Genomic DNA, 25,448 nt, shown 5'->3' on the forward strand with positions numbered 1-25,448 from the left:
TTGTTTAAGGCGATGAAGCTATCAGATTTATTCGTCACACTGTGGATGAATAAATCGTGATGGTTTCATGATTCCAGTTTAAAAAGTTAACGATAGGCCAAGAATGTAGGTCCTAGCTGAGGGATATCGGTATCTATGGTCAATTCCAAGATCAAGACCTACACTGTTCACCTCAGGGTCAATTCCGGAGTATCCCGTTAGGGTTGCAAGATTAATTCCTGTGGCACTAAACCTTAATACTTTAAAAAATGCGGAATGCTTTAAATCCATATTGTATCCCAAGGATACATTGCTGATCTTCCAGTAATCACCGCGTTCTACGTAATGGCTAATGTACTGCAATTCTTGGTCGAGGGCCAATTGTTGTCCATAGACAGGATCGAAGGTCGAGTTAAGGACATTACCCCGTGTCAGCATGGTGGGTGTTTCGTAGAACATCCTGGCCATATTCAGAATCTGGAACCCAAAAGCCCCTCGCATTTGTATGCTGAGATCAAGATTTTTATAGGTAAGGGTGTTGTTCCAGTTCAAGTAGTAGTCTGGAAGGCCGTTACCTAAAACACGCTTATCGTCACCGGTTTGTTCCGATATGGGCTTAGTTTCCCCATTTTCCCCTGCTATTAACCAATGTCCTTCTTCATCAACCCCTACTGAATGATAGCCGAAGAAATTACCGATGGGTTCCCCTATTTGTATCCGGTGTGTGGTTTGTAAAATAGGTTCGCCGGTAGCTCCGACATCAAGGTAACCACTGGCTAGTTGAAAATTGTCGTTGGTCAGTGAAATAACTTCATTGGTATTGGTGGCATAATTTACCGCTGTGTTCCATTGGAAGTCCGACCGTTCAATAACGGAGGCATTCAACGTTATTTCCAAGCCTTTGTTCTTCATCGTTGCGGCGTTGGCAGTAATGGAATTGAATAAATAGGGGGGTACCGGTACACTGTAATCCCATATCATATCCCGGGTTGTCCGCTGGTAAAGGTCTACGGACCCCCAAATGCGTTGTCCAAAGAGGCCGAAATCAATACCCAGATTGATCTCCTCTTTGGTTTCCCATCGTAAATTAGGGTTCGGGTTGGTCGTAGGTTCTATGGTTTGGATCCAATTTCCGTCAATATAACTCCGGGTATTGTAATTCAGTGTGCTTAGGGAGGGATATGGATCTTCCGGGATCGTCCCGGTTAGGCCGAATCCTACACGTAATTTCAGCTGGTTCAAAATTGTACTTGAGCTTAGGAAAGGTTCCTTGTGCAGATTCCAGCCTGCAGATATCGCAGGAAAACTCGCCCATTTATTGTTAATTCCAAATTTTGACGAACCTTCACGCCGAATACTTGCGGCGAGTAAATATTTGCCCATGAAATTATAGTTTATCCTGAAGAAATAACTGATTAATTTATTTTCAGATTGATAAGAGGACTGGATTGCTTCCCCCCTGGTAAGGGCAAGTCCTGTTTGTATGAGGTTATAATCGTATTCATCCGTTGGAAAATCCCAATTCTGCAACCCGGCATCCTGATAATTTTGGGTAAACCAGGTATGTCCGATCAGCGCAGCGATGTTATGATCCTCAAAAAAAGTTTTATCATATTCCAGGGTAGCCTCAAAGAGATCCTCCTGTGTTCTTATGTTCCTTCTTGAAGCAAAGCCGTTTCGTCCGTCCCGCAGCGTAGAGGTATGGGCCTTGGTTTCGTAATAGCCCAGCATTTCCTTCGTTACATCCCTCGAACCCAGTATCCTGAGGGATAAGTCCTGTGTTGGATTAAATGTAGCCGTACCGTAGTATTTAAGTTTGTTATTTTGATTTATACCCCTCGTTTCCTCCAGGAGGGCCACCGGGTTATCATACGCATGCCTGCCCAGGTTTTGGAACCAGCTGCCATTTTCATTCGTTAAGGGAGCTGTTGGGTTATAAATAAGGGCGTTGTAATAAACGGCCTGATTATACCCGCCACCAGGAGACCCTGCAAAAGATTCTTGTGTGTACGCATTAATATTGGCAGTAATCTTTAGCATATCATCAAACATGGAATGATTTACCTCGAAACGCGGATATATTTTTTTGTCATTGGATTTCTTCATGATTCCATTTTGACTACTATACCTAAGGCTCGCAATATAATTACTGGCCCTGTTTCCGCCCTGAAGGCTTATATCATGAATTTGTGAAATAGGCGAGCGTGTTACCTCTTTCAGCCAGTTGGTACTCGCCCCCTGATCAATAGCGCCCGGCAATCCTTCCTGAACTTTTTCCCGGTATTCGTCGGTATTCAAGAAATCCAGTTTTCTGGCGATGGCTTGAACGTTCAAGCTGCTTTTAATAGAAATTGTTGGTTTTATATCTCTTTTTACGCTCTTGGTGGTTAGTAGAATAACACCGTTGGAGCCCCTGGTTCCATAAATGGCTGCCGCCGAACCATCCTTTAGCACATTGATCGATTCGATTTCTTCTGGTGAAACTTCGTCAAGATCGCCAGGAACCCCATCTATCAATATCAAAGGTTGCGACCCCGACGCTAGCGTAATAACACCCCTTAAATTGATCTGGGAAGTGCTCAAGGGATCAGCATCTGGCGTAGTGATGTTTAAACCCGCTACTTTTCCCTGTACCAGTTCTGCTGCATCTGTAAAGGCACCTTGGTTGAAATCGGCTGCATTAACTGTGGAAACAGCCCCTGTTACTTCCTCGGCTACCTGTGTTCCATAGCCGATCACCACAACCTCGTCCAATTGGGAAAGTGAGGCGCGGAGTTCGATGACCAAGCGTTGCCGCCCATTAATGGAGATTTCCTGTGGTTCGTAGCCTATCCGCTGTACTTCGAGTATGCCGTTGGTCGGTACGGCCTGCAGGGTAAATTCCCCCAGTTGATTGGTATAAGTTGCGAGTGGGCTGCCCTTGAGCCGTATGGTGACGCTTTCAACTGGTGTGCCCAGTGTATCGGTGACGACACCCGTTATGGTTTTTTGCTGTACATCGTTACCGTCCTTCCCTCCATTGCCAAAGGAACCCCCGATTCGTTCGGGAATGGTTTTTTCTTTTACCACAACCAATTTCAATTCATCCTTTATCTCAAAGGTGAATGGCCGGCCGGAAAAAAGCTCTTCCAACGCTTCGTCAAGGAGAACGTTCTTAAGTTCCAGCTCGATGGCCGGTTGAGCCTGCATCAGATCTCCTTTCATAATGAAATTGAAACCGGTTTGCTCACTGAACGATGTGATGACGTCCTCAAATGCCATTGTTCTCTTCTCCAACGTCACCCGCTGGGCGGTTGTTTCTGCTGCAAAAGCGGAAATCATTACGATGGTCAGTAAACTGAAAAGGGTATAAATACGCATAAGCCATTTTTTGACGATGGTCAGGTTTCCCACCCTTGCTCCGTTAATGGGGCTGACATCGGGCAGGAGATTCGGCAATTCCAATACATTCAATGTGTCTTTCGTGAGACCGCATTCCTCTAAATTTTTAATCATAAAATTGTAATGCAACCCCTTGAATCAGCAATTATTGCTAACTTCGCAGGGTCTGGATTTATTAATTAAATTATCACCACAGTTTGATTAACCCCGCCTAGCGGGGGATATTCCCAGGCATTCAGGCTTCCGGCTGCAATCCGGAAGCTTTTTTTGGGAATGTTGGTACACGTTTACCTCATTACGCTAATCCTCCTTTCTTTCCCATTCGTTGTCACTTCAAACCGGGCGTCAGATGCGGCTTCGAGCATTTTAAGCACATCTCCAAGCGTCCATTTCCGGTGCACTATTCCAAAAATCTGTTCGCCCTTTAACGATTCGTCTTTAAACGTTACGCTTACGTCGTACCATTGGGATACCTGCTGCAAGATGCTTTCGAGGTCTTCTGAGAAACGGAAGTAGCCCTTTTTCCAGGCAATGGCATTCTCGATTTCAGCGTCGCCGATTTCGATTTCACCATCACTGTTTATGGCTTGCTGCCCGGGTTTGAGTATTTCACGCACCGCATTACCTTGCTGCATCCCCGTATAGGCCGTCACTTGCACTGTACCATTGACCAGGGTGGTCGTTATATCCTGTTGGTCGTTATAGGCCGAAATGTTGAACTCCGTGCCCAATACCCTGACTTCCTGCCCCTTGCTTTTTACGATAAAAGGTACCCTTTCATTTTTGTATACTTCGAAATAGGCTTCTCCTTCCAATTCGACCATCCGACGGTCCTCAGTAAACCGGGAGGGATATTTCAACGTTGAGCTTGCATTGAGCCAAACTTTTGTGCTGTCGGAAAGTGTGACCTGGTATTGGCCACGCAACGAAGTCGAAAGCGCGAGTTGTTGGACCAACTCGGTTTCGCCCAAATTGATAGCTCTCAAGGATATGTTGTCTGCATATCTGATAGTCCCTGCTGCCATGATGATTCCCGTTTGGTTACTGTCTAGGCTTATCTGCCTGCCATCTGCCAGGGCGAGTACCGCCCGGTTACCGCCTGGACTGATTTCTGACGCAGCGATGGTCCGCCAGTCGTCAGATCCGCTATTCCTGAAAAAAAAGAGGCCGACAGCCGAGACGAGAAGCAGGGCGGCAGCCATTGACCAGTATTGTGCAGACTTACCCCAACGGAGACGTTCCGGCTTGTGCGGGGTATCCGCGTGAAGCAACGTTTTGCGCAAACGGGCAAGCACCATTTCACGGTCATGGGTCATTTTGCTTTCCGGAATATCAGGGCGTAGGTCGCTGGCCAAAGCGTCGGCATACCATTCTTCGATCATTGCCTTTTCGTCGCGTGTACAAGTGCCTTGTCGATACTTTTCAAACAATATTTTCGCTTGTTTCGTTGTCATACCTAATAAATTTAGCCAGGTATTTTCTAACTTATCCCGCCATTGGTTATTTGATAATACACCAAAAGTGCATTGCGGTTGTAGACCGAAATGAAAGAAAATTAAGTGAAGAACCTTAGTTTAATTCAAAGTTCTGATTATCAAAAATATAAGAATGGTTGAAAATTTCTTCCAAAGCCTATAGATGGCATTGTGCATTTGGGTTTTGACAGTCAGTTTAGAAAGATTTAACTTTTCAGCAATTTGTGCGTAGCTGAGCTCCTCGTTTCGGCGTAGCAAAAATATCTCCCGCATACGGTCAGGAAGACCACCTATTTCCTTATCAAGGGCAGATTGAGTCTGTGCGTCCACCAGCTGCTGATCGGGCGCGGTCATCCTCGTCGACGCATAACGGGCAAAATCGCGTTGATTTTTCTCCAGGTATCGCTTACGGCGCAGGTCATTCAACACAGCATTACGGGTGGCCGCGTAGAGGTAATATTTCAGCGCAGATCCGGAGATGTTGATCAATTCTCTCCTTCTTACCCATAGGTTGGCAAACACGTCGTGGACAAGATCACAGGAACCGTCATCACCGTATGTCATTTTATAGGCATGCCTGTCCAACACGTCGAAATACCGCCTGTAAACTTCCGTAAATGCGGCTTCGCTATCCTGGTTCAGCAGGCCGATCAATTGACCATCGGATAGGTGATAAAGCGATTCCATATTCTTCGAGTAACATAGCCAGCCAAAATTACTAAGTAAATTGTTAATGAGGTGTTAAAATAATGAAAACTTTTTCAAACTCTCAGAGAGATACAGGTTAGAAGATTCTGGGTACTTCCTATTTACTTCGGCATTTATCGAGAACTCAAATTCGAAACATGGAGGCCTCGATAGGAGCTCGCTGCATTTGGGAAATAATGAATGATCGAAAGGCTTATAAATGTAAAATGTTATCAAAATACCGGGGACAGCTGCGGGTTTGGGCCGTAGGTGAACCGTTGGCGGTAAACCTTTTTCAACGAGTCGGTAATCCCGAGGAAAAGATTGGTTTGGAAAGAGGTGATATTTTGGTCCGTGCCCTAGGCCATCCGGAAACGGCCGTGCTTTTTAAGGCGGATCCCAAACCATTGGACTTGCTTTGTGTTGCCATTGCCTCAAAGGTAGGATGCGGGTTTCTCCCGGATCTCCTCCAAAAGAAACGGAACACGACAAAGCTAACGGGGCTGAACCGCTTTGAACGGGAACGGGAATTGGAAAACGTGTATAAATTGGGGAATGTTTTTGGCTGGGGTAAAAAACGGGTTTGGATAATCGATGACGTGGTCACTACCGGCGCTACTATCAGGGCAGTTGCTACCGTACTAAAAAAACGATATGCTTCGGTTGAAATTTACGCGTTTTGCTTAGCACGGACAGATGCCAATCCTTTTGGGAGTGACCCTATACTTTTGGGACATGATTATATCTGGGATCAGCAAGGTTCATGGATGCTCAGGGAGAGCTGGGCCGATTATATGGATGACTTTTTGCCTCGGCATAATAACCTTTCATCATCGGTGTTTAAGAATGAGGGTGCCTTTCTTATTAATCGCTAACAAAAAAATCTAATCCGTTTTTGGAAAAATTTGCAGAATTTAATTCTTAGCGGTGTTTTCTAAGCAGTTTCTGCAAGGATGCCAGCTTTTTGGGTGGATTACCTCCCTCCAAAAAAAAGACCAATAGCTCAAGATTAACTGACAGTTAACCGCAGTCAATACTAAAGGCTTCTATTGATTTTCATCATGAAACGGGCAGTTCGCAAACGCGCGCGGAAGAAATCCTACAAAGTCAGATTTGACACTACATACCTCCGCAAATGACTTAACATACCGATAACATTAAACCTGTAGATTTGCGAAGTGACAAAGAGAATTGATATACAGGACAGAGAGCTCTTGCGAAGGATTTCTGAGGGCGATACGGTAGCGTTTGACCAGCTGTTCCTAACCCATTACAGCGGATTGCTCCGCTTTGCCAAGAGCTTGATGCCTTACCCAAGCGATGGTGCAGAAGATAGCGTGTGTGCCGTATTCGGCTATATATGGGAACGCCGTCATGGGCTGGATATTTCCGCGTCTATCGCAGCATACCTCTATACCTCGGTTAAAAACAGGATATTAAAGGAACTTAACAGGGAAAGGATCTACGAACGCAAAGCGGATCGTACGGAACATACAGCTATTGCCGATAGCATTCATAACGAACCGGACAGTATTTTACAGTATAAAGAACTTGATGAGTGTATCAGGCACCTAATTGGCAAACTGCCGGAGCGTAGCCGGATGGTGTTCCTGATGAACAGAAATGATAAGCTTACCTATGAAGAGATCGCCGCATTATTGGACATCTCAATCCATTCGGTGAAAACACACATGTACCGCGCATTATTATTCCTGAAAACAGCCGTGTTTACATTAGGTAAATAGAAACCTAACCTTTTATTCACAATACTCCCTCTTATATTATCTTATCATTAATCTTCATTTTTCCTGTAAGGAGTTAAAGCTGTCTGTGGCTCTTCGTATATAGTAGCCAGAAAATGGCAGCTATATACTATGGAAGATCAGGAAGTCTATTTACTCATTACCCGTTACCTTTCCAAGCAAACCACGCTGGATGAAAATGAAAAACTCGCCGACTGGATTGCGCTGTCTAAAGGGAACGAAACCGAGTTTGAGAACATCAAGACGATATGGCTGGCCGGATCAAGTGCCAGCGATGCGCTATCAGCTTTAAGTGCGCTACACAAGACAAAGGAAAAATACGGTATCACCGATGTGGCACCATATCCTGCCCAAAAAAAGACACGAGGCAACCGATGGTATTATTGGGGAGCTGCCGCTGCCACGATTACCATCTTCTGCTTGCTGTTTCTTTTTCGATACACATCCGAAAACCAGTCTGGGGCAATTGTATACATCGAAAAAAATACGCTGCCCAAACAAAAACTGAAATTGATACTGGCAGATAGTACCGTAGTTTACCTTGCCCCGGAAAGTAGGCTACGGTACCCGGAAACATTTGCCGGGGACAAACGGCAGGTCTTTCTGGAGGGAGAAGCCTTTTTTGAAGTGAAAAGGGATACGCTCCATCCGTTCCTCGTAACAACCGAACTATTGACTACGAGGGTACTGGGCACATCGTTCAATATCGACGCATTTGCAGGCAGCCCGGACATCCGAATATCCCTCTTTAGCGGCAAAGTGGAAGTTTCGAAAGAAAACGAACCCGAACATAGCTACGCCCTCCATCCCGGACAGCAACTCCTGTACGATCGCAACGAAGGACGCATATACCGGCAGGACTTCAACGAAGCCACCGTCAATGGCTGGATCACCAACAAATTGGTGTTCAGAAATACGCCTTTGGAGGAAGCCGCCCGGAAGATCGAAAAGCTCTATAGCGTAAAAATCGTATTGATCGACAAAGACATGGCAGATCGCCAATTATGGGCCAGCTTCGAAAACGAATCCCTTGAAAAAGTTCTCGGATACCTCAAAATGGCCGGAGGGGTACATTTTAGAAAAGAAGGAGATGTAATCTATTTAACAAGCAAAAAAGGAATGTAGGCATACAGAAAAGAACAATCGGTCGACCCTTGCCAGGCAATGGCTACCATAAAAAAACCGGCATCTGATCCATGCCGGCTTAACAACGTCATTCAAATCAGTGAAACTTAAAAAACGTATTCGATAAAAATATGAAAAAAAAACACCCTGGCAAAATATTCGGGGCCAAAAATCCAAACGCTTCTGTTATTCTATACTTTATGAAAATAACTGTAATCGGGTTCTTCATCAACATGATTTTCCTTACAGTGTCCCCGGCAGCAGGACGTGCACAAAATTTAGAGCATGTACCCTATGCTGCCCAGCCTGGACAGAAAACACTGGCTATGCTTTTTGAAGACATAGAAAGCCAGACAGGCTACTCTTTCCTGATGATGGACCAGCACGCCAATGCCCTGCTCAACAAACCAGTAGCACTTGATAAGGTAGGAAACAACCTTGCGGCTGTGCTGAGCCAATTGGAACAAAGAACCCTATTGGAATTCACGGCTAAGGATAAAAAAATCATCGTAAAACGAAAAGAAGAGCCGGAGGCCAAACCCCAGCAACCCGGCCGCATCTCCGGCAAGATTATGGACAACCGTGGCGAAACCCTGGCCGGAGCCACGGTAAAGGTAGTAGAATTAAACCGCTCTGCCCAAAGTGCTGTTGATGGCAGTTATTCATTCCAGCTTGCTGCGGGCGCTTACACCATCGAAGTCTCTTACCTTGGATATCAGACGAAGCGTGTTACGGGCGTAAACATACGAGCCGGGGAAATGACCCCGCTGGCTATATCCCTATCGGTATCCACCGCAGAGCTAGGGACGGTCACGGTAACAGCAGGCTACAAGAAAGCGTCGGTGGAAGGCCTTTATGCCGCGCAAAAAAATGCGGCGTCGGTGACCGATGGCATCAGTGCCGAGCAAATAGCCCGTACACCGGATAACGATATGGGGCAGGTGCTGAAACGTATTTCGGGCCTGACGACCATCAACAACAGAAACGTGGTGGTGCGCGGCATGTCCGACAGGTACAACCAAGCCATGCTGGACGGCGTGGCGATACCCAGCACCTCCATGAACAAGCGTGATTTTTCGTTCGACATCATCCCCACCGAGATGGTCAGCAGCGTGGTGGTCAACAAAACGGCCACGCCTGACGTGTCTTCGGAGTTTTCCGGCGGCCAGGTATCCATTAACACGCTGGATATCCCCGACCGGAACTTTACGAGTATACAGGTGGGATCGGGCTTCAACAGCCAGTCCATCGGAAGCGACATCTACCAGTTGGGCCAGCGGCATGCCAGCGAATATTTCGGGTTTTTCGATAAATCGGCCAAGCAGCCTGAAGGGATCCTTTCCTGGAGTTTCCAGAATGAAGACGTGCCGCCGCCGGGAATACCCGGCTCCAATACCGATGACATGGAACTCTACCCGGGTGCCGGCATTCCATATAGCAGCCTAGATGCCGTAGGCCAGTCGAAGCGCCTGTCGGCAGAACCGCTGAAACTCCACAAGACCTCCGGAAGGCCGAACCAGAACTACCGCTTCAGCCTGGGCCGGGTATATAATTTTGCTGATGGGATGCGCTTCGGTTTTTCGGCCAGTGCCAGCCTGCGCAACGACCAGCAGCTGTATGAATTCAACAACCTGAGGGGCACGCCATTCGGTGGCGCGCAGTATGCCGATAGCACGAAGTATGGATACAACGGCGCCGGCAAATCCTTCCGCTTCAACAGCAATAGCGGCCTGGTGGCCAACCTCGGGCTGCAGGGCAGCGGCTTCAAGGTGGTCCTGAAAAATATGTATGCCCGCACGTACAGCAATAACTACAACGAGGCTGTCCGGCTGAATTATCCGGATCTTGGCCACAATCCGAAGCCATATAAGGAACAATACCAATTGCCGGAAGCAATGGCGTTGCAGCAGCACCAGCTGAGCGGTGAATACCAGCTGCCCTGGGACATCAAGGCCACCGGGATGGTCGCCTTCAATAAGATTACCCAGCGCATCCTCGATGAGCGCAAATTCAAATACCAGCTCACCATGCAGCTCGGCGACCAATATTATTTCCAGACACCCAATATCGCTAACCATGGACAAGCAGGCACGGATGCGCTGTCGGAAGATTCGCGCATGTGGACGCACGTAGATGAAATGGACTACAACTGGGCGGCCGGTTTCTCGAAGACTTTCGGCACGGGAAAGGCCGTCAGCACGCTGGTAAAACTGGGTTACCAGGGGTATGACAAACAGCGCGACCTGAACATCCTGCGGATGATTCCGTTTTCATCGCGTGGCAGCCTTATCGAAGCGCCTTATGAAGAGGTGTTGGATCCGGCCAACATGGGCAGTGGTGTCAACCAGGCCTATTACTGGGCCCAGCAGACCAACGGCCCGGTGTTTGACGGACGCATCCAATCGCATTCGGTCTATGTAATGGCCGACCAGAAACTGTGGGACAAGCTGCGCCTAGTGTATGGTGTACGGGGCGAGTCCTTCGAGCTGAACAGCAGCCAGGAGGATATGCTGAAGCGGCTGTACGGGCCCAACCCTGATGAGTTCATCAGTTTCCGGAAGGGGGTGATGGAAAACGGCTGGCGCTGGCTGCCTTCGGTCAATGCCACCTATGAGGTGACCGGCACCTTCAATGTACGCTCGTCCTATTCGCGAACGGTTATCCGTCCCGATTTCCGGGAAAGCTCCTTTTTCGGGTTCTACGACTATGAGTTGGATGCCAACATCAGCGGTGACCGGGTGGAGTCTACCCTGATAGACAACGTGGATGTGCGCCTGGAATGGTATCCGTCGCCCGGCGAAATCGTTTCCCTAACGGGCTATCATAAATACCTGGACAGGCCGATTGAGTTGATCATGAATCCGGCATTTCAGAGCGGACAGTACACGATGACCAACATGGAATCTGCAACCAACCTGGGTCTGGAAATGGAATTCCGTAAGCACCTGGGCTTTTTGGGCGATCAGCCTTGGTGGGAGGATATCTTTGTCTATGGTAACGGAAGTTTACTGAAATCCAAAGTGAAGGTGATGTCGCCCTGGATGGCAGAGGTTATCGATGACCAGGGTAATTCCGAATTCAGGCAGCAAAGATTAGGGGAACAGGACCGGCCGCTGCTTGGGCAATCGCCCTGGCTGCTCAACCTCGGAATGGGGTATTGGGGAGACCAGTTTGGCGCTACGGCGAGCTACAACCAACGGGGATACCGGACCAACCTTACGGCGGCTATCGAGAACGCCGTGGAATATGAAAAGGCACCCGGTCAATTGGATGCGCAGCTGTATGCCCGGTTTTTTAAGAAAAGGGCAGAGCTAAAGCTGAATATGGCGAACCTGCTGAATAAATGGACGTTTTTTTACCGTAACTCTGAGTTAATGACCGGAGGTGGCGAAGAAAGCGACTGGGTGCACCATAAGGGAGACAACAAATTCAATAAGGAAGACGGCGACACCATCATGTACCGCCGGAAGGAAGGACAACGCATCAGCTTGTCGTTGACCTATAATTTTTAACTGCACTGAAACATGAAAAAAAAAGCAACTATTTGGTGGGTGGCCCTAATGGCAGCGGGGTTGTCTTCCTGTGAAAAAGGGGACTACGTGAAGTCATACCACGAGTTTGTGGATGTTTATTTCGATCCTTTGCGCACCGCACTCCGATCGAATCCAGAAGGGGTGTTTATCGCGATGCGATACAACGGCGCTCCAATCGATTGGAACGCTGGCGCTGACGGGAAAGTCAGGGTAGTGGAGGGAGAGGGGACTTTCGAGTTTTATGATACCCGCAACAATCAGGTGGTATGCGACACGACGGTCAATGTGATAGCTGATGGAAAACAGGTGTATTACCTATTCCAACCTACGATGGACGCTCCGGTTACATTTATCGATCCGGATGGGCAGGCCTCGGAGGAAACCGCACCGGATGGCCATATCAAACTGAGAATCGCTAATTACGCGCAGGATCTCATCCCATTTGCGCAGACCGACATCAAGGTATTTGTGAAGATTGCCGACGAAGAATGGAACGAAACCGTTGTTGAGGTGGGGACCATCAGTAACCTTGCCGGGCAGATAGACGAAGCTGCCTATGTGACTTTACCATATGATGTTCCTGATGGTACCATTGACTATCAGTATTATTTTGAATTTGTCGATAGCGCAACGGGAGAACCGCTGCTTGATTACGGCGGTTCACCCTATCGGACCTCCGGTTTCAGCCCGGGCTATTTGGATCCGCTACCGGTCAAAAATGTATTTACACTCTATTTAACCTCGCTGAAAGCCTGGGGTGAAGCCCCTCCATTCATTAAAAAAGGGGATGATTTTTACGAAGTAGCGATCAACGTGCTCTATGCGGATTAGTAAACGATAGTGCTGTTGGCAGCAACATTCTTCTGCCGCCATGGTTGGTGGCAGAAGAATGTATACTGTACTTCTACGGCGATACAGGGTATATGGTCAGGGGAAACCTAATGGATCAGTCGGTCACCTCCTGCTTATCCATATCAAGCTCCTTCCCAAGCGCGGGCAACCCCCTCTTGCGATTTTCAATACCGATTCCATAAATGTTAAACACAGAAGCGTACCACGTATGGTGGTACGGTCTATGGTTTCCTGCATCTTGAGGCGGATGCAATTTTCCTATGGGGGCTGCAGGCAGGGTTGATTCCCATCAAAAAAATCTGATCCGTTTTTAGAAAAATTTGCAGAATTTAATTCGTAGCTGTATTTTCGCGGCAGTTTCTGCAAGAATGCATAATGATAGTAGGAACTCGTTCTAATTTTTGCAAAGTACTTTACAAATACTTTACAGCAATAAAAAGAGTGAAAATGAAAATGAGAAATCCGACTGTTAACTAACTCATTTTCAGAAATATAAAACACACTCCTCAGTAGTTCAGCAGGTTAGAACTTCTGACTGTTAATAAGATACTCCATACGGCAACGCGGATGCTGTGGCCGATCGACAATTTGAATGATTTCATTGTTTTCATAATATTCGTTGTTATGTATGATGCAATGATAACCGGTTGTCGACGATGATGAGTTCGGATGGATGCATCTGAACGAAAAACACGCTATCTTGAAGGTTTTGAACGGGCTTTTAGGTATGCCCGGGGTGTCGCCCGTGGCTTTCTTAAATGTGGTATAGAATGTCGTTTTGGAGTTGAAACCGGCCCGTGTCGCAACGCCAAGCATATCAAGATGGCTGGTTTCTTTTGATAGCAAGAGCGATTTTGCTTCCTCCGTCCGCAGCTCGTTGATGAACTGGTAAAAATTTTTATCCAATCCGTTATTCAGGACATAGGAAAGTTCGTGCGCGCTTATCCCTGTTTTATCCGAAAGCACCGAAAGGGTGAGACTGGGGTCGAGGTGTAGTTTTTCTGCCGTCGTTTTTATTAACACCCTATTTTTTAGTTCGTCTACCTGTTGCGGTGTAAGCCGTTCGTACAATGGTTTTTTCTGAAAACCCTCGTCGGTGGCCACGGGTTGATAGGGTTCTATGGCGTAGATCGAACGCTGTGTCAGCGTAAGATAGGTGAGTGCGGTAACCCCAAAAAATACAGCGCCGGGGAAACATAGACTACCTGCATGCTGAACAACCCCAATATTGAAAAAACTGGGCAGCAGGTATACGAGCGAAAAAACAAGGAAAAACAGAAAGGGGACAAAGTGTAAGAACCAAATTTTTTTTGGGCGCAGTAGGAGCCACAAAATAGGCTATGGCCATATAAAAACATGGAAGCATAGCCCATCTGGGCAGCTCAAGTAGATAGAGCAGCAGACGTTGCCCAATTCGCAAATTTTCCAGGAAAAGCTGGGAAAACATGCAGGCCAGAATGCAGTAAAACACACCAAGCCATCGATTACCGGCCACGTTTACGCCGTTTACGTTGAACAAAAACAAAACGCCGAGCAACCACAGGGCGCCTGCGGTAAACGCGTTAAAGAAGGTTAGCAAATTGATGTCAAGCATTGGACCGCGTCTAATGTTTCTGCTAATGTACTGTGTTTGCTCGAAACATACCGCTTAGTGCGTCCAGATGAGGACTCCGCCATAGTTGTACTTTTTTGCCAAAGTACAGGCGTCTTTTTTTGGGTTAGTTCGATACTATCCAAACGAACTAATTGGGGCTCGATTTTGGGTTAAAACGTATGATTAGCTGGTTTATTTTTGCCTTGAATAAAATATTAATATGATGCAAACATTGGTAATCGTTACCCACCCGGATATTAAACATTCGGTCATCAATAAACGATGGGTAGAAGAGTTGAAAAAATTTCCTGAAAAGTATGTCATTCACCAGTTGTACGAGGCTTATCCCGATGAGAAAATTGACAGAGCAGCGCCTTGTCGAGCGATACAATCGGGTCGTATTCCAATTTCCGGTATATTGGCATAGCTGTCCGTCATTTATTAGAAAATGGATCGATGAAGTACTGGTGCATGGTTGGGCTTATGGCAGCAAAAGCGGTTACAAGCTGTCCGGTAAGCATATAGCCCTCGCGATATCGGCCGGAATAGACGAACACGAATCGCCCCAACGAAAAGTATAAATATATCCTTGCCGAATTGACCCGGCCTTTTGAACTGACTGCTGAATATGTAAGAGCAGATTATCGGCATTTTTTCGCGTACTATGGGATGGAGTATAATGCTTCTCCGGAATGGGTTGAAAAAAGTGTGCCGCTGTATTTGGAGTTCCTGAATGCTTTGTGAATCGGGGATATGATTAGGCGTCCGCCAAAATGCCGGCGATGCGGCGTGAATAGCAGATGGAATACCTATATTTAAAAAAGATGTCCAATTCATGGGATTTCAATCATTATTGGAGTATATGTAAACCATAAAAAATAAAAAAGATGAAAGAATTTATGCTATTATTCCGTCAACCCAATTATGACTACAGCAATGCTTCTCCCAAAGAAATGGAAACGCTTTCCAAAAAATGGAAAGACTGGGCGGGGAATATCGCTTCCCAGGGAAAATTGGCAAGTCATGGCCCACGATTGGCTATGGAAGGTAAAGTACTAAAACCCGGGGGCATGATTACCGATGGTCCCTTTGTGGAAATCAAGGAACAATTGGGTAGTTTTATTATTATCAAGGCAGAAAATCTTGATGATGCGACGACCTTGGCGCACGGTTGCCCCGCAATTGACGAGGGCGGTAGCGTGGAGATCAGACCGATTTATGGTTCTTAACAAGGATATAGCAAAAAGCAAAACCCACGTTCCCGAGTGGAACCGTGGGTTTTGTAATTAAATTATGGAAACGGAACACGAATCTTTAAAAACAATATTTCAACAGGAATTTTCAAAAATGGTGGCGGTCATCAGTAAGATGTATGGACTGCAACATATAGAAATTGCCGAGGATATTGTGAGCGAAACCTTTTTATTGGCCGCGGAGACTTGGGGCGTGAAAGGAATCCCTAAAAATCCGGTAGCGTGGTTATATACCGTGGCCAAACAAAAAACGCTATACCATTTTAGACGGCATAAAATTTTCGAGGAAAAAATTGCTCCTGAACTGATGGATAACCACAAGGCCAAAGAAATAGGGGAATTGAATTTTTCGGAACAGAATATAAAAGATAGTCAACTACAAATGCTCTTTGCCATCTGCACCCCGGTTATAATAAGTGAGGCCCAAATCGGATTGGCACTTCGCATCCTTTGCGGGTTTGGTATTGACGAAATAGCCGAAGCCTTTTTATCAAAAAAGGACACCATTAACAAAAGACTTTTTAGGGCGAAGGAAAAGCTAAGGACAGAAAAAGTTGAATTGGAATTCCCTGCTGAAACTGAAATACCCGATAGGTTGGACAATGTGTTGCATGTTATTTACCTGCTGTTTAATGAGGGGTATTATTCCAAAACGCAAAATCAAATCCTACAAAAGGATTTATGTCTGGAAGCCATGCGCTTGGGTATTATGCTTACCGAATATGAAAAAACAGACCAACCAAAAACAAATGCATTGATCGCCCTGATGTGTTTCCATGCTTCCCGTTTTGATGCCAGGAAAGGCCTTGATGATGCGTTGATTTTGTACGAACAACAGGATGAATCGTTATGGGAAATGGGATTGGTACAGAAAGGGATTCATTTTCTAAACCGCTCAGCAGAAGGGCACGAAATGAGTTCATACCATGTGGAGGCAAGGATTGCATACTGGCATTGTATCAAACAGGACAGCGATGAAAAATGGAAAGATATATTGCAATTGTACGACCAGCTTCTCTTGATCAATTATTCCCCAAGCGTGGCTTTAAACAGGCTTTTTGCCTTTTATAAAGTACATGGGCCACAACCAGCTTTGGTAGAAGCCAAAAAGATAAAATTGGAGAACAACCATTTTTATTTTACACTGCTGGGCCTGCTCTATTCCGGTATTGATGACCAAGAGGCAAAAGTGAATTTTCAGAAGGCGATTGCATTGGCCAAAACGGAAGCTGACAAACAAACATTAGTGCAAAAAATGGAACGTTTAAAAGATTAAGCTCTCCATTTGTCCAATTTCAAAGTGTTCAATCATTATTGAGGTATAAACATAAAATATTTCAGAAATGATGAACGCAGAAAGCAATTCAAAAACAGGTTCAGCAAGAACCCGCAACATTATCTTTAAGATTACTACCGCCATTACCATCATCGGGATGCTTGTCGGCGGAGCAAGTCAATTCTTCCAACTAGCCTATCAAGTCGATGTTTTTGAACAATTGGGCTACCCGCTGTATGCGATGTCAATAATAGGGCTTGGGAAAATTCTTGGGGGAATTACGTTGAGCATACCACGGATCCCTGCGCTTTTTAAAATCAGTGCCTATGCAGGCTTGTTTTTTGTGACAATAGGTGCCGTAATCTCACACCTGGCAACAGGTATGTATGGGGATGCCCTATCACCTTTGATTGTAGCTGGCATAGCGGTTACTTCCTGCCTGTTAAATCCGCAATTGAAATTTGCATTGGAGCGGCTGAAAAGTTTTCCAACACCCTCCTTGGCGAAATAGCAAACAGATTTAAGATAAAATAGGGTATGCAAAGAACAATCAAACTATACCTGCGGCTGGCAATTGCTGTCGGGTTTTTGTCGGCGGTGGCAGACAGGCTCGGATTTTGGAACGAGGACGTGACTATTTGGGGCAATTGGGATAGTTTTTTGGAATACACCCAATTGTTAAATCCATGGGTTGCAGCTGGATTAATACCGACGATAGGATTTATCGCCACGGCGGCTGAAGTAGTGTTCGCCTTGTTTCTCCTGATTGGTTTCAAAACGGAATTGTTCGCAACACTCAGTGGTGTTTTATTGCTGTTGTTTGCGCTATCGATGACATTCTCTACGGGCATCAAAGGGGTATTCGACTTTTCAGTCCTGACCGCTTCGGCAGCTTCCTTTGCGCTGGGAACCATGCGAGAAAAATATTTGGAACTCGATAGTTTGCTATTCAAGTACCGAAAACCGCACTCATCCCCTCAAGATCGGTAGCATGCGCTACTACCTGATGAGCGATATTATCGACACGGGAAGGAAAGACGATACCGCTTGATTTTAGCCCATAAAAAAACGCCGCTTTCCGGTGGCGGCGTTTTTTATGGGTATTCTTAGTAGACAGGCTACTTAAACATGATGTTGAAGGTGGTGCCAATACCAAGGTATTGGATGTGGCCTCCGTTTTCCTCTTTACGGAAGATGCCGTTGTAAAACCCAAAAATATTCCAAAGCCGGTTGTGGTAGCCCACCTGGGGCCGTACATACATGCCGCCATTACCATTCAGCTCGCTGCCCGTCTGGAAGCTGTAGCCCAAGTCCGTACCTACGAAGAAACCCTGCCTTGCCGGATAATACCGGGCAAATACACCCACCGGTACGGAGCCGAAATTTTCATGCCCCTCTTCTGGAAAGTAATGCGTATACCCGCTGGTGAGGCCGAGCCCCCAATGCGGGGTAGACATCAATTGCCCCTTTACCTCCGCGCCTAATGTAAAGGTACTCTGGTCGGCCAAATCCGCGATGGGAATACCCGCATTTACCCCTGCTTTTATCCAGGAATTCTTCCGTGAGATATTCGTGGTACGCTGTTGCCCATACACCATTACGGTGGCCATCACGGCCAATATGGCCAAAGCGAGATGTTTTGATTTGTTGCTGTAGTTGTTGTTCATACAGCCTGCATAGCAAAGGTTATACCAAATCTTGTGCGGACAATTCCGGCCACACGCGGCCAGCGGCGGACAATGCTGGCCATGCCCTTTTCCCGATAGGTGACCCCCATTATGTTTGCTCCATCAAATCGAAAATTGAAATGGAAACAATCGAATTCAGAAATGCACCGTCTTCATCCAGGATGGCGATGGTGCCGGGGCTTACAAAGCTCCAAAAGGAAACGATGGGCTGGCTGAAATGGCTGCGTGCGCTGGTTAGCCCCGCGATGGTGAAGGCGGCTTTCATGCTGGGCTTATGCATGGCCTTCGTGTTCAGCGGTTGGTGGCTGCGCTGGCTGGATCCCACGGCCGCCGTGGTGGATGTGGGGGCGCTCTCCTTGCTGTTGCTTGCTGGGCTCTCCTTGCTTGCTTTTCTAACCGTAAGCCATTGGCTACTCGGGCTGCTCTGGCCGGTGTTGCGCGACTATCAACGGCATTATTTTACCAACAACTTCAAATCCTTACAATCATGGCAAAAAATCACGTTTTACCTCGGTATCTTCTTTGGGCTGCTGTATGCGTTTGTGTGCTGCTTGGTAGCGGTGTTTTAGTTTTGTTTCACGCAAAGCGCGCTAAATTGCTTCGCTCCTTCGCAGAGGACGCGAAGGTTTTTTACCAGCACGGCTCCCCTGAACATTTCCAAGAAGACATAGAAGAAAAATTCTTTGCGGCTTTTGCGGAAGATCCTTTGCGGACTTTGCGTGAACCATCAACCCCGACTTTGCGTGAAATCTACACTTCCGAAATCGGCGTCCGCGAAGCCACCGGCAACAACGACGGCGATCGGGTAGCCGAATACCTCCGCTACTGCGGGCTAGGGGAGGGTTACTCATGGTGTGCAGCCTTCGTGAGCTGGTGTTTCGGGCAGGCGGGATATGCCGAGCCTAGGAATCCCTGGAGCCCGGCGCTTTTCCCGGAGAAACGGGTGGTGTGGCGTTCTTCTGCCGTCACTGCGAGCAAGCACGCAGGGAATGTGCACAAGAGCGAGGCAGTCTACGCAACGGACCGGATGGTTTCCTTCGGAGCTGCTTCGCGGTCAGCTCGCACTGCCCATCGCCTGCCTCGCAATGACATTCAGGTGGGCGACATCTTCGGCATCCACTACAGCAATCTCCGGCGTATCGCCCATGTGGGCTTCGTGGATAACTGGGACGGCACGTGGTGCATCACCGTAGAGGGCAACACCAACAACACCGGAGCCTTGGGCAATGACAGCAGCATCGCCAACCCCATACGTGCTGGCCCAGACGGTGTATACCGCAAGCGACGGCCGGTCAGGACGATCCATGCCGTCGCACGATGGATAGATTGAACGCAGATACCTATACGCGGTCATCCGCTCCATCGGTGTCATCCGTGTTCAATCAAAAAAAACGCTGCGAATGCAGCTAACATAAACAACGCTGACAGCCGAAAGCTGATAGCAAAAGACAAAAAAAAATGAGAAAGCCAAAATTAAAAACGAATTACAGTTACATGACTGACGGGGAGCTCGCCACACTGGCGACGCGCACGATAGACGCATTGAGTACGAACACCAATTTCCCCGACATGAACCCTCCGCTTTCGGAATACCAACCGGCGGCGCAGGACTACCTCAACAAGCATGGTATAACGTCCAAGGGAGGGAGTATTCAACAAAACCGGGAGAAGGATGAAGCCCGCGAGGCGTTGATCGTAATGATGCGCCGGGTAACCAGCTACGTCAACAATTTCACCGATGTGAGCTCCACGCAGCTAAGTTCGGGATTCCATCCCGTGGAGCCGCCCAGTGAGCTGCTGGCACCGGGGGAAGTGGGTTGGATAAAATTCCGCGATGGGAGGCAGCCCGGAGAGCTGATCCTCGACTGGGAGGCCGTGAAAAGAGCCGCCGAGTATGAGTACACCACGGCCGACCAGAAGGATGAGCAAGGTGAACCTGTTTGGGGCGAAATCCGCCGTGTCAGCCGCAGTAAGGGCAACCTGATCACGCCTGTGGAAAACCGCCGGGAGTACTACGCTCGCGTCCGGACCCGCAACATTAAGGGCGAGAGTGCCTGGAGCCCGACGGCCGTAGCGTTTACCCGCTGGTAAGCATATCGGGCAATAATCAGTAGGAGGGTGGTGCTGCCATGTGCAGGGCCACCCTTTTTTTGGAAAAACTTCAAATCCACTTCAAATGATACGTTACATCCTTTTTGTTCTGCTAGTCTTCGCTTCATGCGCCAGCAGGAAAACCCGCAACACGGAGCGGAAGCACCAGCAACAGGTCAGTTACCAGCAGGTGAATCGATTGGACAGCCTGCATACCTTGCAGTTTGCTGCACAAGCGCAACTTGCCATCACCAACTACAGGGAAGCGGTCACCATTATTCCCGTCGGGCCGTTCAGCTACCATCCGGATTCGGGCTATAGCGGGCATGCCACCCGTGTGGAGGTACAACGGGAGGGCATCCGCACGAAACACCTTTCCACCCGTGGCAGCACGCAACAGATCCGACAAACGTCCAGCTGGGAAACGGACAGCTTGGCCATCCGGCAAAGCCATGAAGAACAGCATACCGATACGCGCCGTAACCCTTGGCACTGGGTAATGGCTGCCCTGGCCTTGGCTAGCCTCGGAGGGGTTGTGCTGCACTGGCTATGCCGCTGATTTCCTAACAAACCTCACCCGATCTATCGTTCACCCGATATTGGTTTACACCGCACCGAACCCTGTCTACACCGGATAGGGTTCGGGTGTATTCCACCCAAGCCCGTCCAGACTTCAACTGGTTTGCTGTCTACGTTGTAAGGATGCCGGTTAGGCTCCGAATGGGTTCAGGTGCATTTCACCCAAGCCCGTCCAGACTTCAACTGGTTTGCTATCTACGTTGTCAGGACATCGGTCAGGCTTCGGATGGGTTCAGGTACATTCCACCCAAGCCTGTTCAGACTTCAACTGGTTTGCTGTCTACGTTGTAAGGACATCGGTCAGGCTTCGGATGGGTTCAGGTGCATTTCACCCAAGCCCGTCCAGACGTCAACTGGTTTGCTGTCCACGTTGTCAGGACACCGGTCAGGCTCCGAATGGGTTCAGGTGCATTTCACCCAAGTCCGGTCAGACTTCAACAGGTTTGCTGTCCACGTTGTAAGGATCCCGGTCAGGCTTCGGATGGGTTCAGGTGCATTTCACCCAAGCCCGGTCAGACTCCAACGGGTTTGCTGTCTATGTTATAAGGACATCGGTCAGGCTCTGAATGGGTTCGGGTGCATTCCACCCAAGCCCGTCCAGACTTCAGTTGATTTGCTGTCCACGTTGTAAGGGTACCGGTCAGGCTTCGGATCAGTTCGGGTGCATTCCACCCAAGCCTGTCCAGATTTCAGTTGGTTTGCTGTCCATGTGGTAAGGATACCAGTTGAGTTCCGGATGGGTTCGGGTACGTTCCACCTAAGTCCGGTCGGATCTCAACAGGTTTGCTGTCCACGTTGTAAGGGTACCGGTCAGACTCCAGATGGGTTCATGTCCATGTGGAAGCATACCGGTCAGCCGTCGGATGGATCCATGAATACGCTCCCTGTACCAAGTCAACCTTCAACATCGTACTTTTGAAATAAAGATTTTAATTGTTCAGCGGTTAATCCCAACTCCTTCAACCGTGTTCTGCATTCCTGTGCAAGGTCTGGCTCGTCCATAAAAGTTGCCAGGTCCAACTGCAGTATCCATGCTTCGGCGATGTCTGTTTTGTCTTCATTTTCCGCTTTCCGCAAGGCTACATCCAGGGTCTTCGCTGCCGCTTGTTCATCCTCCTTGTAATCACGGAACCTGATAGCCATGGCAATGGATTTTTGCAAGGGGCTTTGGTCTTTGTTGTCCGCTTTCTCCCAGGTTTCCTGGTCTTTGTCTGTTTCTCGGCCATCAACGAAAATAATGGAATTACCGGAAACATCCGTTAACGTAAATCGGGTTGTACCCGGTTTCATCCGAGAAATCCTTGGTATGCCTGAGTGCGGCACTTTGCCCAGCTTCTCCTTGAATCGCGCCCTGAATTCCTGATACACCTTTCCTGCGTCGGGCACCATCACGAGACAACCGCTGTATTCATAGTTCACGGCTTCCATACCCCTGACACGTCCGAAATGCAATTCGGAACCGCCCCGTGCTACCACACCGTATTGATAGGGGCGGGTTTGTTTATAAGTAATCTCAAATCCCAGCATTTCCCAGAAGGATAGCGTTTCCACTATGGATACACACGGCAGGATTGGGACGGTGGTCCATTCTTTTTTGTTCTTTTCATCGGTCATTTCCATGATCATTTTATTTGATGCAAACCTAGGCACTATGATTTACAAGGCCATTTTTATATACTTTTTTGTATATAAAGGAAAAAGCAGGCAAAGCCCTCAAGGCGTGTGATCAATTCCAGCTTCTTTCATTAGGGAAATACCATATTCGGCCAATTGGTCAATGACCGGCAAGGCCATTTCGGCCTTCGCTGTCAGTTGGTACTCCACCCTTGGCGGCTTCTCTTGGAAAGTCTGCCTGGTAACCATGTTTTTTTCCTCCAATTCACGCAATTGGGTAATCAGCATTTTATGGGAGATGTGAGGTATGGATTTTTTCAAGTCGCCATACCGCAGTGCCCCGGTCCGTAGGCAATTTAATATCGGGATTTTCCACGTACCGCCTATATGTGCCATGGCAAACTCAACGGGGCTGTAAAAAATCCGCTTGTTGTAAAGGAAATCGTTCATCATACTATTTTCAAAACAGGTTATCCGGTGTTGCCGGACTCACGCGCTACGAAATTATACAAATAACCAATGCCTCGCATTTCTTTAGCCTTGCAAAATGGATATGGTTTTATAAATTAGCCAACCCAACTGCGATGACCTAAGCTAGGAATACACCACTTGAGTATGGATTAACTGGATAAACCTTGATGAACACCAAATTGCGGTGGATACAGGAATATCCGTATAATTGGTGAATGGGTAAGCGGTATATTTCCACAATGGGAGGCACAAAACACCGGATTTTCCGAGCTGATTTGGAGTATATTTTTCTTTTGTCCTACATATTCAAAAAAAATATCCCATTTTTGCTGGCACTATGATTGTTTAACCCTAATTCACATGGCAAGCAAGAATTTAAGTAACGATATTGAAAAAATCGCCTCCACGACGATGGCCGACGTAGTCGAAACCCGATTGCGCGAGTACTTGAAGAAGAAAGCCTTCAAACCGGGCGATGCCCTGCCGAAAGAGCTTGAGCTGGCCGAGGCCTTGGACGTGAGCCGGAATGTGGTGCGCGAAGCATTGAGCAGACTGCGCATGCTGGGCATGATCGAGTCACGGAAAAAGCGCGGCATGATTTTGGCCGAACCGGACATCCTGGGCGGATTCGAGCGTGTAATGGATCCGCTCATCCTCGACCAGAAAACCCTGAAGGATCTGTTTGAATTGCGCCTGGTGCTGGAAATGGGGCTGGCGGATCTGCTTTATGCACGGATGACCGATAAGGACCTGAAGGAACTGGAGCAGATTGTGAATAAAGAGGTCAATAAAGTGCAAAAGCCTTTCAAGGTGAAATATGAAATCGCTTTCCATGGCAAGCTCTACCAGATGACGGGCAACGAAACCTTCACCCGTTTCCAAAATATGCTCTTGCCGGTATTTGAGTATGTGGTAAACGAAGAAGAAAAAATAAACGGTGCGGCCAAAGTGGGCAAAGTGACCCATCGGGATCTGCTCGACCTGCTGAAAAGCGGTAGCCCGGAGGATTTCCGGCATGCCATGAAGGAGCACCTCAGTCCGCATTTTGAAAAATTAAGCCGCTAGTAGCCCTTGCCACCACACACAAGGCAAGCCACCGTTAGGCTCGTACAGAAAACCAAGGATAGGTATCCGGATGGGATGCAAGTACCATTGCACCCAGTCAATAGCATATTATAATCATATCTTTGTAAGAAGAAGCACAAGGAAACCAAGCATGAGTAAAACAGCAGGCAGCCCATTGAACCCGATTAGCAGTATCACGATGACTGACCAGGCCGAGCAACGGCTGAGGGAGTATTTTATAAGCCAAGGATACAAGATCGGAGATGCGTTGCCAAAAGAAATCGAGCTGGCAAGTGAATTGGGCGTAAGCCGCAGCGTCATCCGCGAAGCGCTAAGCCGCCTTCGGATGCTAGGCATGATCGATGTGAGAAAGCGGAGGGGAACCATCCTGACCGAGCCGGATGTGCTCAGTGGGATGGAACGTATCCTCGAACTGAATTTTCTGGGGAAGGAAACGCTGAAACGCCTATTTGAAGTGAGGTTGATGCTGGAGATGGGCCTGGGCGAATTCCTGTTTAATCGCATCGATGACCAACACCTGCAAAAGTTGGACGGCATCGTGAAGGAAGAAGAGCTCACCGGCGACAAAGCAAGGCTAATCCAACTGGACATCACGTTTCACGCCACCTTATATGAAATAACGGGAAACCCCGTATTGATCCGTTTTCAGGAAATGCTACAACCCATCTTCCAATACGTACTGGACTACCGGGCCGAAATACATCAACCGGGTACCGCCCCCGAAGTGACCCATCAAGACCTGCTCGACATCTTGAAAAACGGAAACGCTGCATCATTCCGCGAAGCTATGAAAAATCACTTTGAGCATCATTTTCAGCTAATTACCTAGTAACTGAGAAATTTCTTTTAAAAAAATTTGCTTTTTTAAAATACTCCTGTATATATTTGTTGAATATATCAGACATATATGATGTGTTTGATTTGTATAACTGAGAGTAACGAATTGTAGGCCTGTTTTTGGGTAATCAAGTGACTAAAAACATGTAGAACATAAGTATTTT

General features: G+C 47.6%; 23 protein-coding genes. 16 read left to right on the plus strand and 7 right to left on the minus strand.

All coding sequences use genetic code 11. The annotated features are described in order from the left end of the window. Positions 1 to 78: 78 nt before the first annotated feature. From NF543_RS16085 to NF543_RS16095, 3 genes are all read right to left on the minus strand, one after another. Positions 79 to 3,474: a SusC/RagA family TonB-linked outer membrane protein gene (locus NF543_RS16085; RefSeq protein WP_257669198.1), complete on the minus strand. Its 3,396-nt coding sequence runs from the start codon at positions 3,472 to 3,474 to the stop codon at positions 79 to 81. Positions 3,475 to 3,647: 173 nt separating this feature from the next. After that, positions 3,648 to 4,814 (minus strand): FecR family protein, encoded by a 1,167-nt coding sequence (locus NF543_RS16090; protein ID WP_257669199.1) that lies wholly within the window; start codon positions 4,812 to 4,814, stop codon positions 3,648 to 3,650. 120 nt (positions 4,815 to 4,934) lie between these two features. After that, complete coding sequence (locus tag NF543_RS16095; RefSeq protein ID WP_257669200.1) at positions 4,935 to 5,522, minus strand: RNA polymerase sigma factor; 588 nt, start codon at positions 5,520 to 5,522, stop codon at positions 4,935 to 4,937. 227 nt (positions 5,523 to 5,749) lie between these two features. Here NF543_RS16095 and NF543_RS16100 point away from each other — a divergent pair, with 227 nt between their 5' ends. The 5 genes from NF543_RS16100 to NF543_RS16120 all read left to right on the plus strand — a co-directional run bounded on the left by NF543_RS16100 (position 5,750) and on the right by NF543_RS16120 (position 12,774). Next, entirely contained in the window at positions 5,750 to 6,397 is a 648-nt protein-coding gene (locus tag NF543_RS16100) for a ComF family protein (RefSeq protein ID WP_257669201.1), read from the plus strand. A 303-nt stretch (positions 6,398 to 6,700) separates the two neighbouring features. After that, positions 6,701 to 7,267, plus strand: coding sequence for an RNA polymerase sigma-70 factor (locus NF543_RS16105; protein WP_257669202.1), 567 nt, complete (start codon positions 6,701 to 6,703; stop codon positions 7,265 to 7,267). Positions 7,268 to 7,396: 129 nt separating this feature from the next. Continuing rightward, entirely contained in the window at positions 7,397 to 8,410 is a 1,014-nt protein-coding gene (locus NF543_RS16110) for a FecR family protein (RefSeq protein ID WP_257669203.1), read from the plus strand. Between the two features lie 200 nt (positions 8,411 to 8,610). After that, positions 8,611 to 11,922: a TonB-dependent receptor gene (locus NF543_RS16115; RefSeq protein ID WP_257669204.1), complete on the plus strand. Its 3,312-nt coding sequence runs from the start codon at positions 8,611 to 8,613 to the stop codon at positions 11,920 to 11,922. 12 nt (positions 11,923 to 11,934) lie between these two features. Further along, positions 11,935 to 12,774, plus strand: a complete 840-nt coding sequence (locus NF543_RS16120) for a hypothetical protein (protein ID WP_257669205.1) — start codon at positions 11,935 to 11,937, stop codon at positions 12,772 to 12,774. A 543-nt stretch (positions 12,775 to 13,317) separates the two neighbouring features. Here the strand turns inward: NF543_RS16120 and NF543_RS16125 are convergent. Continuing rightward, positions 13,318 to 14,127, minus strand: a complete 810-nt coding sequence (locus tag NF543_RS16125) for an AraC family transcriptional regulator (protein WP_257669206.1) — start codon at positions 14,125 to 14,127, stop codon at positions 13,318 to 13,320. Between the two features lie 612 nt (positions 14,128 to 14,739). On the opposite strand from NF543_RS16125, the gene NF543_RS25420 reads away from it, so the two are divergent. The 5 genes from NF543_RS25420 to NF543_RS16150 all read left to right on the plus strand — a co-directional run bounded on the left by NF543_RS25420 (position 14,740) and on the right by NF543_RS16150 (position 17,908). Beyond that, positions 14,740 to 14,970, plus strand: coding sequence for an NAD(P)H-dependent oxidoreductase (locus NF543_RS25420; protein ID WP_308379028.1), 231 nt, complete (start codon positions 14,740 to 14,742; stop codon positions 14,968 to 14,970). A 306-nt stretch (positions 14,971 to 15,276) separates the two neighbouring features. Next, positions 15,277 to 15,618: a YciI family protein gene (locus NF543_RS16135; protein ID WP_257669207.1), complete on the plus strand. Its 342-nt coding sequence runs from the start codon at positions 15,277 to 15,279 to the stop codon at positions 15,616 to 15,618. A gap of 64 nt (positions 15,619 to 15,682) precedes the next feature. After that, entirely contained in the window at positions 15,683 to 16,918 is a 1,236-nt protein-coding gene (locus NF543_RS16140) for an RNA polymerase sigma factor (protein WP_257669208.1), read from the plus strand. Between the two features lie 67 nt (positions 16,919 to 16,985). After that, the gene (locus NF543_RS16145) at positions 16,986 to 17,429 is read left to right on the plus strand and encodes a DoxX family protein (RefSeq protein WP_257669209.1); all 444 of its coding nucleotides are present in this window, start codon (positions 16,986 to 16,988) and stop codon (positions 17,427 to 17,429) included. Positions 17,430 to 17,455: 26 nt separating this feature from the next. Then, positions 17,456 to 17,908, plus strand: a complete 453-nt coding sequence (locus NF543_RS16150) for a DoxX protein (protein ID WP_257669210.1) — start codon at positions 17,456 to 17,458, stop codon at positions 17,906 to 17,908. 128 nt (positions 17,909 to 18,036) lie between these two features. On the opposite strand, the gene NF543_RS16155 is transcribed toward NF543_RS16150, so the two are convergent. Further along, a complete protein-coding gene (locus NF543_RS16155; protein WP_257669211.1) occupies positions 18,037 to 18,585 on the minus strand; it encodes a hypothetical protein in 549 nt (182 codons plus the stop codon). Positions 18,586 to 18,725: 140 nt separating this feature from the next. On the opposite strand from NF543_RS16155, the gene NF543_RS16160 reads away from it, so the two are divergent. The 4 genes from NF543_RS16160 to NF543_RS16175 all read left to right on the plus strand — a co-directional run bounded on the left by NF543_RS16160 (position 18,726) and on the right by NF543_RS16175 (position 21,256). Next, entirely contained in the window at positions 18,726 to 19,175 is a 450-nt protein-coding gene (locus NF543_RS16160; RefSeq protein WP_257669212.1) for a hypothetical protein, read from the plus strand. Between the two features lie 296 nt (positions 19,176 to 19,471). Then, the gene (locus tag NF543_RS25565; RefSeq protein ID WP_373275012.1) at positions 19,472 to 19,936 is read left to right on the plus strand and encodes a hypothetical protein; all 465 of its coding nucleotides are present in this window, start codon (positions 19,472 to 19,474) and stop codon (positions 19,934 to 19,936) included. Between the two features lie 128 nt (positions 19,937 to 20,064). Then, positions 20,065 to 20,697 (plus strand): hypothetical protein, encoded by a 633-nt coding sequence (locus NF543_RS16170; RefSeq protein WP_257957519.1) that lies wholly within the window; start codon positions 20,065 to 20,067, stop codon positions 20,695 to 20,697. Positions 20,698 to 20,782: 85 nt separating this feature from the next. Beyond that, entirely contained in the window at positions 20,783 to 21,256 is a 474-nt protein-coding gene (locus tag NF543_RS16175) for a hypothetical protein (RefSeq protein WP_257669214.1), read from the plus strand. A gap of 914 nt (positions 21,257 to 22,170) precedes the next feature. Here the strand turns inward: NF543_RS16175 and NF543_RS16180 are convergent. Both NF543_RS16180 and NF543_RS16185 read right to left on the minus strand, forming a co-directional pair. Next, positions 22,171 to 22,896 (minus strand): DUF8817 family protein, encoded by a 726-nt coding sequence (locus NF543_RS16180; RefSeq protein WP_257669215.1) that lies wholly within the window; start codon positions 22,894 to 22,896, stop codon positions 22,171 to 22,173. Positions 22,897 to 22,989: 93 nt separating this feature from the next. Continuing rightward, positions 22,990 to 23,343 carry a winged helix-turn-helix transcriptional regulator gene (locus NF543_RS16185; protein WP_257669216.1) on the minus strand — a complete coding sequence of 118 codons (354 nt, stop codon included), beginning with the start codon at positions 23,341 to 23,343 and terminating at the stop codon, positions 22,990 to 22,992. A gap of 378 nt (positions 23,344 to 23,721) precedes the next feature. Here NF543_RS16185 and NF543_RS16190 point away from each other — a divergent pair, with 378 nt between their 5' ends. Continuing rightward, positions 23,722 to 24,426, plus strand: coding sequence for a FadR/GntR family transcriptional regulator (locus tag NF543_RS16190; protein ID WP_257669217.1), 705 nt, complete (start codon positions 23,722 to 23,724; stop codon positions 24,424 to 24,426). 151 nt (positions 24,427 to 24,577) lie between these two features. Further along, positions 24,578 to 25,276 (plus strand): FadR/GntR family transcriptional regulator, encoded by a 699-nt coding sequence (locus NF543_RS16195; RefSeq protein WP_257669218.1) that lies wholly within the window; start codon positions 24,578 to 24,580, stop codon positions 25,274 to 25,276. Positions 25,277 to 25,448: the final 172 nt, after the last annotated feature.

It is taken from the genome of Parapedobacter tibetensis (assembly GCF_024704835.1).
GTDB lineage: Bacteria > Bacteroidota > Bacteroidia > Sphingobacteriales > Sphingobacteriaceae > Parapedobacter > Parapedobacter tibetensis.